Raw genomic sequence first — 12,217 nt, forward strand, 5'->3', positions numbered from 1 at the left:
GCTTTTTCCTAGACCTTCGGCCCTGATCAGCGCTTCGCTATCGGCACGTAGTCGCGTTCCGGCGCACCGGTGTAGAGCTGGCGCGGACGGCCGATCTTCTGGTGCGGATCCTCGATCATTTCCTTCCACTGTGCGATCCAGCCCACGGTGCGGGCGACCGCGAACAGCACGGTGAACATGGTGGTGGGGAAGCCCAGCGCCTTCAGCGTGATGCCGGAATAGAAGTCGACGTTCGGATAAAGCTTCTTCTCGATGAAATAGGAATCGGTCAGCGCGATCTTTTCCAGTTCCATGGCGATGTCGAGCAACGGATCGTCCTTGATGCCGAGTTCGCCCAGCACCTCATGCGCCGTCTTCTGCATGATCTTGGCGCGCGGATCGTAGTTCTTGTAGACGCGGTGACCGAAGCCCATCAGCCGGAACGGATCGTTCTTGTCCTTGGCGCGGGCGATGAATTCCGGGATGTGGTCGACATGGCCGATTTCGCCCAGCATGTTCAGAGCCGCCTCGTTGGCGCCGCCATGCGCCGGGCCCCACAGGCAGGCGATGCCGGCCGCGATGCAGGCGAACGGGTTGGCGCCCGACGAGCCGGCGAGGCGCACGGTCGAAGTCGAGGCATTCTGCTCGTGATCGGCGTGCAGGATGAAGATCCGCTCCATGGCGCGCGCCAGCACAGGATTGATCTTGTATTCCTCGCAGGGCACCGCAAAGCACATATGCAGGAAGTTGGCCGCGAAATTCAGCTCGTTCTTCGGGTAGATGAAGGGCTGGCCGATGTGGTACTTGTAAGCCATCGCCGCGATCGTCGGCATCTTGGCGATCAGCCGCATCGAGGCGACCATGCGCTGGTACGGGTCCGAGATGTCGGTGGAGTCGTGATAGAAGGCCGACAGCGCGCCGACCACGCCGCACATTACCGCCATCGGATGCGCGTCGCGGCGAAAGCCGGTGAAAAAGCGCGACATCTGCTCGTGCACCATGGTGTGACGCGTCACCCGGTAGTCGAAATCGTCCTTCTGCGCCTTGGTCGGCAATTCGCCGTAGAGCAGGAGGTAGCAGACTTCGAGAAAATCGCCATGTTCGGCCAGCTGATCGATCGGGTAACCGCGATGCAACAGGATGCCGGCATCGCCGTCGATGAAGGTGATTTCCGACTCGCAGCTTGCCGTCGAGGTGAAGCCGGGATCGTAGGTGAAGGCGCCGGTGGTGCTGTAGAGCGCGCCGATGTCGATGACGTCGGGCCCGACCGAACCGCTTCGCACCTTGAATTCATGAGTCTTGCCGCCGAGCTCCAGCTTCGCCGTCGACGGGTGGTCTCTGCCACCGAATTCCAGTTTTGTCGCAGCTTCGGTCATTGCAAACTCCTTTTTGTTTCCTCATGCCGGCAAAGGCAAAATTCTGCAAAGCGACACGTCGAAATCACCGGAAATGCGCGTATTCGCCACCGCATTATGGAGGGGTGCGTGCCAGATTGGGCCAAGTCTAATGTTGCACTGCGAAACGCGCCTTTCAATGCCAATCTTCTTGGGCCAGTTTGCTCCTAATCGATTTGATCCGCTATACGCGCCAAGCTCTCCTCGCGGCCGAGCACGGCAAGTACGTCGAACACGCCGGGCGAGGTGCTTTTACCGGTAAGCGCTGCCCGCAACGGTTGAGCCACAGTGCCCAGTTTATAGCCGCCGGCCAGCGCATAGTCGCGGATCGCCGCTTCGGCCGCTGCGGCGGTCCAGTCGACTGAAACCGCCTTCAGCGCGTCGCGGGCGCCGCGCAAGACGTCGCGCGCCTCGCCAGCGAGCAGTGCTGCGGCCTTCTCGTCGATCGGCAGCGGCCGCTCGGTGAACAGGAAGCCAGCACCGTCGACAAGTTCCACCAGGGTCTTGGCACGCTCCTTCAGGCCCGGCAAGGCGGCAAGCAACTGCGCCTTGCGCCGGTCGTCGAGACGCTCGGCGATCGCCGGACCACCTTCGAGATAGGGCAGCGTGGCGATGAAGATCTCGAATAGGTCGGCGTCGCTCATGCGGCGCATGTGCACGCCGTTCAAAGCCTCGAGCTTGGCGAAGTCGAAACGCGCCGCACCCTTGTTGACGTCACCGATATCGAACCAGGCGATCATGTCCTTGATCGACATCACCTCGTCGTCGCCATGGCTCCAGCCCAGCCGCGCCAGATAGTTCAGCAGCGCCTCGGGCAGATAGCCCATGGCGCGATAGGCCTCGACGCCGAGCGCACCGTGCCGCTTCGACAGCTTGGCGCCGTCGGCGCCATGGATCAGCGGGATATGCGACATCGACGGCACGTCCCAGCCCATGGCACGGTAGATCACAGTCTGGCGGGCGGCGTTGGTCAGATGGTCGTCGCCGCGGATGATGTGGGTGACGCCCATGTCATGGTCGTCGACGACGACGGCATGCATATAGGTCGGATTGCCGTCCGAGCGCAGAATGATGAAATCGTCGAGATCCTTGTTGGGAAAGCGCACCTCGCCCTGCACGCGGTCGTGCACCACCGTCTCGCCCTCGGTCGGCGCCTTGATGCGGATGGCGCCCTTGGCGCCGGCCGGCGCCTCCGACGGGTCGCGGTCGCGCCAGCGGCCGTCATAGCGGGGAGGGAGCCCCTTGGCCCGGGCCGCCTCGCGCATCGCCTCGAGCTCTGCCGGCGTCGCGTAGCAATAGTAGGCCTTGCCCATGCGCACCAGCTCCTCGGCCACCTCGCGATGGCGCGGCGCGCGCTCGAACTGCGAGACAGGCTCGCCGTCCCAGGTGAGGCCGAGCCATGAAAGCCCGTCGAGAATGGCCGCTGTCGCCGCATCCGTCGACCGCTCGCGGTCGGTGTCCTCGATGCGCAGCAGCATCACACCGCCGGTATGCTTCGAATACAGCCAGTTGAACAGCGCCGTCCGCGCCCCGCCAATGTGCAGGTAGCCGGTGGGCGAGGGCGCAAAACGGGTGACGACTTTGTCGGGCATGAAACTCTCGGGGCGAACACGCAGGAGCGGATGTGATTGCGCGGACTTTCGCGCGTTGCGCGTTCATGTAGCATAGGAGGTCAAGGGCGCAAGGGGCAGACCCGATGGCTGGACGAGGCCGGGGTGCGGACGAGGGCGAGGACGCAGTCAGCGGCGTCAGCCAATACAGTAGAACTCGCTACGCGCTCAGTCCTCGGACAAGCCGGCCAGAGAGCTATCCTTCCGGAAGTGACGTCGGGTCAAGGGACGTGGCCTGACCGGACGTGACGCGCAGGAGAGGGCGTCTTTGCAAACGCGACGATCACTCCGGCACGCCGGCAATACCCAGCGCCTCGACGTAGCGCTCGGCGAACACCTTGTCCCGCCACGGGTTGATCTGCCTCTGCAGGCCGAGCGTGTAGGTCGGGAACGCCTCCATCAGCCGCCGCGCCGCCGCCTGCGCTTCATCCAGCCGATTGAGTTTGACGAGTGCCATGATCACCACCCTGTGCGAGGAGCCGTAATTCGGCATCTCGCGCAGCGCTCGTTCTCCCCAAGCCAGCGCCTCCTCGTAGCGTTCGAGCATCAGGTAGCTCATCCCGATGCCGGAGAGCGCAATGCCCTTCTCGGGGTCGACCGGGCTCAGCCGCATTGCCCTGTGGAAATGCTCGATCGCGACGAGGGGGCGGCCGGAATGGGCGTTCACCCAGCCGCTGCCCGTATAGCCCTGCGCCGAATTGGGGTTGATGAGCAGGGACCGTTCGATCGTGTCCAGCGCCGTCTCGTAATCCTTGGCGCTGTAGGCGATCACCTGCGCGGCGAAACGCAAGCTTGTCGGGTCGTCTCGCGCGTCCGCCAGCACCTCGCGGGCCATGCGCACGGCGACGCGGGTATCGTCGGGCTCGTGCCAGCACTGACTCACGGACAGGCTGCGAATATAGGCGCCGAGTGCCTTCGCCAGGGTGAATCCCGGGTCGATGCTGAGCGCCTCATTGGTCAGCCCACGCACGTCGGCGAAGCCGTCGCGCGTCATACTGTAGAAGCGCGGCAGCGCACGAAGGTAGAGGTCGTAGGCACCGATGTAGTCGGTCGGCTTCATGCGCGCTTGCTTGATCTCCTCGAGCCTGATGCTCGGCTCGACCGCACCGACGACGCTCTCGGTCACCTTGTCCTGCAGGTCGAAGATGTCGCTCACGTCGCCCTCGAAGCGGTCGGTCCAGACATGGTGCCCACTGATCGCGTCCACCAGCTGCCCACTGATACGCACCCGAGATCCTGCTCTGCGGATGCTACCTTCGAGCACGTAGCGGACGCCCAACTCGCGCCCGACCTGGCGCAGGTCCACCGCTCGGCCCTTGTAGGTGAAGGACGAGTTGCGGGCGATCACGAAGAAGGAGTTCACCCGACTCAATCCCGTGATGATGTCCTCCACCAGTCCGTCGGCGAAGTATTCCTGGTCGGGGTCGCCGCTCATGTTGGTGAAAGGCAGAACCGCGATCGAGGGTTTCGCGGGCAGGGGAGGCGGTGCAGCCACCGAGACGCTGGCGTCGGTCTCGACGCGATAGGCGCGCACAGGCCGCTCGATGTTCTTGAGGCGCAGGTCGCCAAGCGGCGTGAAGCCGCCGTCGAGCTTGCCCTGAAGGTGGTCGTAGGCGGTGCCCGAGACAACCACAGCGCCGGGATCGGCGATGCTTTCGAGGCGGACGGCGATGTTGACACCGTCGCCGTAGAGGTCGCCGTCCTCCTCGCAGACCACGTCGCCGAGATTGATGCCGATGCGGAAGCGAATCCGCTCCTCCTCGGGCGTCTCCGCCTCGTGTTCTGCCAAAGCCTGCTGGATCGACATCGCCGAGGTCACCGCGTTGACGACGCTCGCGAACTCGCACAGCATGCCGTCGCCGGTGAGCTTGACGATCCGGCCCTGATGCTCGGAGACCAGTGGTTCGAGGAGGTCCTTGCGGTATGTCTTGAGCCGCTCGAGCGTGCCGCGCTCGTCGCGCTCCATCAGCCGCGAATAGCCGACCACGTCGCAAGCCAGGATCGCTGCGAGGCGGCGCTGCGCAGTCATTGCACCGCCCGGCCAGGCGGGTGCACGCGGGCTGCCTTGCACCCATGCCCCGCCAACTTCCAAACGCCCAACCTGCATGGCATCCATCTCTCCCAGCTGCCGCCCGTCGCCGATTCAGAACGGAGAACGCAGCTTGACCTTGCCTTCTCGAGATTTCGCTATCCCGCTTGCGAGGCGTGGAGCGATCCAGTCGTCGCGCTAACAGCCAACCGGCGACACGCCCACGCAGCCTCTGGGGACGCTGACACACACCACTCCCAGAAGGCCGGAGATATTTCCTGCCCTTGGTAACCGGGTGACGCCACCGTGGCGGTGCTTTTGTCACCGCGATGTAACAGCGGGATGCCCCACCAGCGCGCATCGGGCATCACACCAGACGTTCGCGCTTAGAGGTGATGAGGTCGGAAAGCGGCGCTACTTGCTCGTTCCCATCGACGAGACGAAGCGGACCCCAAAAAAAGACGTCGATGCTCGGGTGAACAAGGGATGCAGTGTCTTTTTTTTCAGTTTCGCTTTGTCCGCGCCGGATCTTATCCGGCACGGCTCTGGTGTCGTTAGATTGAAGCCGGCCGAGGATCGCAAATCGACGCCGAAATTACGGCGGGTTACCTTGTCGCCGAAAGCCATCGCTGAAGGAAGGGACCCAGGGCAGGCGCAGGTGCGGATGTGATTGCGCGGACTTTCGCGCGTTGCGCGTTCATGTAGCATAGGAGGTCAAGGGCGCAAGGGGCAGACCCGATGGCTGGACGAGGCCGGGGCACGAACGAGAGCGAGGACGCAGTCAGCGGCGTCAGCGAACGGTTGTTGTTTGCCGCATCGGTTCCCGTTCTGCCGGCGCCGGCTTCGCCACCGCGCGTCGATATCCCACCCTTGCCGTCACATGGCCCGTCGACGGCACCAGTCCCGACTGTCAGCACCGCGGCCCGCCTTGGCAGGCAGTTTCGCCGCCTTTCGCCATCCAGCATTCGCAACGCCGTGGTCTCGGCGGCCAGCCTGGAAATCGACCGGGGCATCGCCTTCCTGCTGGTGCCGGTTTTCCTCGCAATCGGGGTGATCTTCTATTTCTCGCTTGCCGTGGAACCGGGCTTTGGGCAACCCATCGCCGTCGTGGTCCTGATGGCTTTGTGCGCGGCCGTCTCGCGGTCATGGCGCAAGACGCATCTGTGCTTCGTGGCGGCGCTGTTGTGCGCGCTCGGCGTGCTCGCCGCCAAGGTCGAGACCTGGCGCGTCGCAACGCCGATGCTCGGTTCGGAAATCCCGACGCGGCTGACCGGCCGTGTCGTCAGCCTCGACCAGATGGCGAATGGCCGCGTCCGGCTGACCATCGACGTGATCTCGACTGCCCGGCCGACGCTGCGCTATGCCCCGCAACGGGTTCGCATTTCGGCGTCGAAAATACCGGCCGGCATGAGCGCCGGATCCTTGGTGACCGGCTATGCCAGGCTGCTGCCGCCAACCGGCCCGGTGCGGCCGGACAGCTATGATTTCTCCTTTGAAAGCTATTTCGCCGGCATCGGCGCCAGCGGTTTTTTCCTGGGCACGCCGAAACTTGTCCGCACGGATGGCAAGCCGCTTGATGTCGCCCCGCTTGCCGCACGCCTTTCGTCGGCGGTCGAGAACGCACGCGAGAGCATCGCGGACCATATTCGCGATCAAGTCGGCGGCGCCGAGGGCGAGATCGCGGCTGCCCTGATCGTCGGCGTGCGCGCCGGCATTCCCGAAGCGATCAACGAGGCGATGCGGCGCACCGGCATCTACCACATCATCTCCATCTCGGGGCTGCACATGGCGCTGGTCGCGGGTACGGTGATGGCGCTGCTGCGCGGCGCCTTTGCGCTGTTTCCCGATTTCTCATCGCGCCGGCCGATCAAGAAATATGCGGCCGCAGCCGCGCTCTTCTCGATCGCGGCCTACCTCGTCATTTCAGGCGTCGTCGTTGCGGCCGAGCGCAGTTTCATCATGCTGGCGGTGATGCTGACCGCGGTGCTGTTCGACCGGGCAGCACTCACCATGCGCAATCTGGCGATTTCGGCGATTGCCGTCATCCTGGTGTCGCCGCACGAGGTGGTCGGCCCGAGCTTCCAGATGTCGTTTGCCGCGACCGCCGCGCTCGTCGGCGCCTATGCCGGCTGGTCCGATTACCGTGCAGGCAGGATCACCACGCCACCGCCACGACGATCGCTGCCTGGCTTCGTCACGCGAAAATTCCTGGCTGCGATGGGTGGCCTCGCCATGACATCCATCATCGCCGGCGGCGCCACCGCGCTTTTCGCCATATGGCACTTCCAGCGCGTCTCGCCGCTCAGCCTGTTCGCCAACCTGGCCGTCATGCCGATCGTCTCGCTGGTGGTCATGCCTTTCGCGGTCCTCAGCGCGCTGGCGATGCCGTTCGGCGCCGACGGCCCGTTCCTCTATGTGATGGGCAAGGGGCTGACGGCGATGATTGCCCTGTCCGGCTGGATATCGCAGCGCTCGCCAATCGATGCGGTCGGGCTGATTTCGCGTCAGTCCGTCCTGCTGGTGACGATCGCCCTTGTCATAGCGACCATGGCGACAACCCGGCTACGGCTCGCGGCGCTCCCTTTCGCGCTCGCCGGACTGCTGACGATTTCCCACACACGCACGCCCGACGTCCTGATCTCGGAGGACGGGCATCTGGTGGCGCTGCCGATCGGGAACGGCGAACTTGCCCTCAACCGGGTGCGTTCGAACGTGTTCACCACCGACAACTGGAAGCATGCGCTGGTGTCCGAAACCATCGTCGAGCCGGAGACCTTCGAGAAGGGCGACGTGCAGTTTGACATAACCGATCCAGCCCAGCTGCCGCCCGGTGCGCCTTTCTACTGCACAGAAGGCCTGTGCATAGCCCGGCATCCGTCGGGTGCTATCGTCGCGCTCGCCGACGACCGCAAGACCGCCCGGCCAGCCTGCGCCTTTGCCGATCTGATCGTCATCGACGATGCCACCACCTACGATCCCTGCCGCAATCCGCTGATCCTTGTCGTCACCAAACGGCAGCTTGCCCGCGCCGGCAGTGCCGCCATCTTCTTCAACCCGCAATCGGCGACCATGCGTGCAGAAATCCGCTTCGCCGTCGAAGCGCCATATCGGCCCTGGCATACCCAGCGAAAGTTTTCGCGCGAGGCGAGGGGGCTGCCGCCATACCGCAAGCCCGAGAAACCCAGGCAGCCTGTGGTTCAGTAACGCCGGATCAAACCGACGAGCTTGCCTTGCACCTTGACCCGATCCGGTCCGAAAATGCGCGTCTCATAGGCAGGGTTGGCGGCTTCGAGCGCGATCGAAGCGCCCTTGCGGCGGAACCGCTTCAGCGTCGCTTCTTCCTCGTCGACCAGCGCCACGACGATCTCGCCAGGCTGGGCGGTGTCGGCATTGCGGATGATGACCGTGTCGCCGTCGAAAATGCCGGCCTCGATCATCGAATCGCCCTTGACCTCGAGCGCGTAGTGCGCGCCGCCTGTAATCATGTCCGGCGGTACCGAGATGGAGTGCGTCTGGTGCTGGATGGCGTCGATCGGCACGCCGGCGGCGATGCGGCCCATCACCGGAATGGACACCGCGGCAACGGCGTCGTCATTGTTGCCGGCAGAAGCCATTCGGGATAGCGCCGGCTTGATCTGCCGTCCGAGGTTGCCCTGCCCGGAATTGTTTTGGCCAAGGCTGCCCTGAATGACGCTTGGCGAGAATTTGCGCGCCGCATTGAGGCCAGGGGCAATCGAGTCGGGAAGACGCAGCACCTCCAGCGCTCGAGCGCGATTCGGCAGCCGGCGAATGAAGCCGCGTTCCTCAAGCGCAGTGATCAGCCGATGGATTCCGGATTTGGAGGCGAGATCGAGCGCTTCCTTCATCTCATCGAATGAGGGCGGAATGCCGCTTTCCTTCAGCCTTTCGTGGATGAACATAAGCAGTTCATGTTGTTTGCGTGTCAGCATCGCGGCCCCCAAACAGAATCGGAAAAAACAAACCCAGAACAAACACTATCTGTTCCAGTTGTGTTCCGCAACCGTTTAAAGTTTAATGAATGTGTTGACGTTTTGTTCAGCGTAGCATCAGCACGCTGCAGGCAGCGCCTGCGGCGGCGGCGGAAGCGAAGGGCTCACGCACGATCAGCGCATTGGCGTCGGCCAGCATTCTGAGCATCGAGGAATCCTGGATGCCGAACGGCGTGGCCGTGAGTGTGCCGGCTTCTTCGGTCACCACGGTGCGCACATAATCCTGCCTGAGATCGTTCGCCGGCATAGCAGCGCCGAGCCGCGCCTCGCGTATGTCCTGCCGGTACGAACGCCCGCCGAGCCGCGCCAGCAGCGGCTTCAGGAAGAGCTGCGTGCAGACGAGGCTCGCCACCGGGTTGCCGGGCAGGCCGATGCATCTGACATCACCCAGCCGCCCGAACATCAGCGGCTTGCCGGGGCGCATGGCGATCTTCCAGAAATCGAGCGTCATGCCTTCGCCGGTCAACACGTCATGGACGAGGTCGTGATCGCCGACCGAAGCCCCGCCGAGCGTGACGATGACGTCCGCGCCGGCCGCGACCGCCTTTTTCACCAAAGTGGCGATCGCTTCCTTGCGATCCGCGGCGATGCCGAGGTCGAGGGCCTTTGCGCCGACCGACCGGGCTGCGGCGGCAACGCCATAGGCATTGGACGAGATGATCTGGTCGGGCCCGAGCTCGCTTCCCGGCGGCAGCAATTCGTCGCCGGTGGCGATGATGGCGACCAGCGGCCGTTTCACCACGCTGACACGGGGGTGATTGGCCGACGCCGCCAGCGACAAAGCCGCCGGATCGAGCAGACGGCCTTTCTCCAGCAGGACGTCGCCCTTGGAGAAGTCGAGCCCCAGACGGCGGATATTGCGTCCTTCCACGGTCGGCTCGATCACCTCGATGTCGCCGCCGCCGAGATTCCTGGCATTCTCCTGGATGACGATGGTGTCGGCGCCAGAGGGAAGCGGCGCTCCGGTAAAAATACGCACGGCCTGCGCCGGACCGACAGTGCCTTCGAAGCCACGACCGGCCGGCGCCATGCCGATCACCGAAAGTCTGGCGGGTACGGATGCGACGTCGGCGGCCCGCACGGCATAGCCGTCCATGGCCGAGGCATTGAAGGGCGGCTGGGTGCGGAGTGCCACCACGGGCTCGGCCAAAACCCGGTCAGCAGCGTCCATCAGCGCAACGCTTTCGCCTGGCAGCACTGTTGCGCCGTCAAGGAGGCGTTCGAGCGCCTCCGTCACCGGGACCAGCGCCATTAAGAACCTGCCTTGTAGTCGCCGGACTTGCCGCCGGTCTTTTCCACCAGCCTGATGCCGGAGATCACCATGGCCCGGTCAACCGCCTTGGCCATGTCGTAGATCGTCAGGCAAGCGACCGAGGCCGCAGTCAGTGCCTCCATCTCGACACCGGTCTTGCCGGTGACGCGGGCCAGCGCCGTGACCTTCAGGCCTGGCAGCGAATGGTCCGGCTCGATGTCGACAGAAACTTTCGTCAGCAGCAGCGGATGGCAAAGTGGGACCAGCTCATGCGTCTTCTTGGCCGCCATGATGCCGGCGATGCGTGCGGTGCCGAGCACGTCGCCCTTCTTGGCGTTGCCCGCCAGGATCATTTCCAGTGTTTGCGGCCGCATCGAGACAAAGCCTTCGGCGACCGCCGTGCGCGTCGTCTCCACCTTGTCACCGACATCGACCATATTGGCTTCGCCTTGGGCGCCAAGATGGGTGAGGGCGGCTGTCATCTCAGATTGCCTCAGCCGGTGCCTTGCCGGTCAAAAGCAGGCGCGTCGCAGCGGCCACGTCCTGTTGCCGCATCAGGCTCTCGCCGACAAGGAAAGTGCCGATGCCGCTCTTTTCCAGCCTGCGGCAGTCGTCATGTGAAAAGATACCGCTCTCGCTGACCAGCAGGCGATCGGCCGGCACCATCGCGGCCAGCCGCTCCGAGGTCTCGATGCTGGTTTCGAACGTCCTGAGGTTGCGGTTGTTGATGCCGATCAGCCGCGACGACAGTTTCAGGGAGCGTTCCATCTCAGCTTCGTCATGCACTTCGACCAGCGCATCCATGCCGAGTTCAAAGGCCGTCGCTTCGAGTTCGCTCGCCACGCCGTCATCGACGCTGGCCATGATGACGAGGATGGCATCCGCGCCCCAGGCACGCGCCTCGTAAACCTGGTACGGATCGAACAGAAAATCCTTGCGGAGTGCCGGCAAATCAACGGCTGCGCGTGCCTTGGTGAGAAATCCGGGCGCGCCCTGGAAGGACGGCGCGTCGGTCAACACGGAAAGGCAGGCAGCACCACCTGCCGCATAGGCCTTGGCCAGCGCCGGCGGGTCGAAGTCGGCGCGGATCAGGCCCTTTGAAGGGCTCGCCTTCTTGATCTCGGCGATCAGCGCGAAAGCCCCGGATTTGCGCCTGGCCTCAAGCGCCGCGAGAAAGCCGCGCGGCGCATCGGCATCCTTCGCCCGCGCCTTGATCTCGGCCAGCGGCACACGCGCCTTCGCCGCGGCGATCTCGTCGCGCTTGTAGGCCTCGATCTTGCGCAGGATATCAGCCATTCCCACTATCCGTTCGAAATCGCGACCAGCCTGTCGAGCACCTTCAGCGCCCGGCCGCTGTCGATGGCTTGCGCGGCACTCGCCATGCCGTCGGCCAGCGTGGTTGCCTTGCCCGCCACCACCAGCCCGGCGCCGGCATTCATCAGCACCGTGTCGCGATAGGCGCCGGCAGCGCCGCCCAGCATGTCGCGCATGGCCTTGGCGTTGTAGGCGGCGTCGCCGCCGCGCAGCTCATCCTTGGTGTGGCGCTTCAGCCCAACGGCTTCCGGGGTCAGCGTAAAGCTGCGGATCTCGCCGCCGACCAATTCGGCCACTTGGGTCTCGCCGGTGGTGGTGATCTCGTCATAGCCGTCGCCATGGGCGACCCAGGCATGGTCGGCGCCCAACGCCTTCAATGTCTCGGCCACCGGCATGATCCACTCCGGCAGGAAGACGCCGACCATCTGCCTGCTGACGCCGGCCGGGTTGGACAGCGGGCCAAGCAGGTTGAAGATGGTGCGCGTACCGAGCTCGACACGGGTCGGGCCGACATGCTTCATCGCCGGATGATGCGCCGGCGCGAACATGAAGCCGACGCCTGCCTCATGGATGCAGCGCCCGATTGTTTCCGGCGGGATGTCGATCTTGACGCCGAGAGCGGTCAGCAC

The 12,217-nt window shown here is 64.4% G+C and carries 10 protein-coding genes; 1 reads left to right on the forward strand and 9 read right to left on the reverse strand.

Annotated elements, in window-relative coordinates; all coding sequences use genetic code 11:
* Positions 1-26: 26 nt before the first annotated feature.
* From gltA to CN311_RS32575, 4 genes are all read right to left on the reverse strand, one after another.
* Positions 27-1,355, reverse strand: a complete 1,329-nt coding sequence (gltA, locus tag CN311_RS15220; protein WP_097574612.1) for a citrate synthase — start codon at positions 1,353-1,355, stop codon at positions 27-29.
* Between the two features lie 185 nt (positions 1,356-1,540).
* Entirely contained in the window at positions 1,541-2,965 is a 1,425-nt protein-coding gene (gene gltX / locus CN311_RS15225) for a glutamate--tRNA ligase (RefSeq protein WP_097574613.1), read from the reverse strand.
* Between the two features lie 301 nt (positions 2,966-3,266).
* A complete protein-coding gene (locus tag CN311_RS15230; protein ID WP_097574621.1) occupies positions 3,267-5,012 on the reverse strand; it encodes an adenylate/guanylate cyclase domain-containing protein in 1,746 nt (581 codons plus the stop codon).
* 367 nt (positions 5,013-5,379) lie between these two features.
* A complete protein-coding gene (locus CN311_RS32575) occupies positions 5,380-5,553 on the reverse strand; it encodes a hypothetical protein (protein WP_165779713.1) in 174 nt (57 codons plus the stop codon).
* Between the two features lie 197 nt (positions 5,554-5,750).
* On the opposite strand from CN311_RS32575, the gene CN311_RS15235 reads away from it, so the two are divergent.
* Positions 5,751-8,216: a ComEC/Rec2 family competence protein gene (locus CN311_RS15235; RefSeq protein WP_097574614.1), complete on the forward strand. Its 2,466-nt coding sequence runs from the start codon at positions 5,751-5,753 to the stop codon at positions 8,214-8,216.
* Here the strand turns inward: CN311_RS15235 and lexA are convergent.
* The 5 genes from lexA to trpD form a co-directional block, all read right to left on the reverse strand.
* Complete coding sequence (gene lexA, locus CN311_RS15240) at positions 8,210-8,962, reverse strand: transcriptional repressor LexA (protein ID WP_097574615.1); 753 nt, start codon at positions 8,960-8,962, stop codon at positions 8,210-8,212. The two genes, CN311_RS15235 and lexA, sit on opposite strands and share 7 nt — an antisense overlap.
* A 106-nt stretch (positions 8,963-9,068) precedes the next feature.
* Positions 9,069-10,274, reverse strand: a complete 1,206-nt coding sequence (locus CN311_RS15245; protein WP_097574616.1) for a molybdopterin molybdotransferase MoeA — start codon at positions 10,272-10,274, stop codon at positions 9,069-9,071.
* Positions 10,274-10,756 (reverse strand): cyclic pyranopterin monophosphate synthase MoaC, encoded by a 483-nt coding sequence (gene moaC, locus CN311_RS15250; protein WP_097574617.1) that lies wholly within the window; start codon positions 10,754-10,756, stop codon positions 10,274-10,276. Before moaC ends, CN311_RS15245 begins: the two co-directional genes overlap by 1 nt.
* A 1-nt stretch (position 10,757) precedes the next feature.
* A complete protein-coding gene (trpC, locus tag CN311_RS15255; RefSeq protein ID WP_097574618.1) occupies positions 10,758-11,570 on the reverse strand; it encodes an indole-3-glycerol phosphate synthase TrpC in 813 nt (270 codons plus the stop codon).
* 5 nt (positions 11,571-11,575) lie between these two features.
* The coding region (trpD, locus tag CN311_RS15260; protein ID WP_097574619.1) for an anthranilate phosphoribosyltransferase at positions 11,576-12,217 on the reverse strand (642 nt) is incomplete at its 5' end.

This window comes from Mesorhizobium sanjuanii, from assembly GCF_002529485.1.
Taxonomy (GTDB): domain Bacteria; phylum Pseudomonadota; class Alphaproteobacteria; order Rhizobiales; family Rhizobiaceae; genus Mesorhizobium; species Mesorhizobium sanjuanii.

Excerpts from the sequence above, each read along its gene's own strand:
- gltA (WP_097574612.1), bottom strand. The coding sequence starts at position 1,355 with ATGACCGAAGCTGCGACAAAACTGGAATTCGGTGGCAGAGACCACCCG.
- gltX (WP_097574613.1), bottom strand. The coding sequence starts at position 2,965 with ATGCCCGACAAAGTCGTCACCCGTTTTGCGCCCTCGCCCACCGGCTAC.
- CN311_RS15230 (WP_097574621.1), bottom strand. The coding sequence starts at position 5,012 with ATGACTGCGCAGCGCCGCCTCGCAGCGATCCTGGCTTGCGACGTGGTC.
- CN311_RS15235 (WP_097574614.1), top strand. The coding sequence starts at position 5,751 with ATGGCTGGACGAGGCCGGGGCACGAACGAGAGCGAGGACGCAGTCAGC.
- lexA (WP_097574615.1), bottom strand. The coding sequence starts at position 8,962 with ATGCTGACACGCAAACAACATGAACTGCTTATGTTCATCCACGAAAGG.
- CN311_RS15245 (WP_097574616.1), bottom strand. The coding sequence starts at position 10,274 with ATGGCGCTGGTCCCGGTGACGGAGGCGCTCGAACGCCTCCTTGACGGC.
- moaC (WP_097574617.1), bottom strand. The coding sequence starts at position 10,756 with ATGACAGCCGCCCTCACCCATCTTGGCGCCCAAGGCGAAGCCAATATG.
- trpC (WP_097574618.1), bottom strand. The coding sequence starts at position 11,570 with ATGGCTGATATCCTGCGCAAGATCGAGGCCTACAAGCGCGACGAGATC.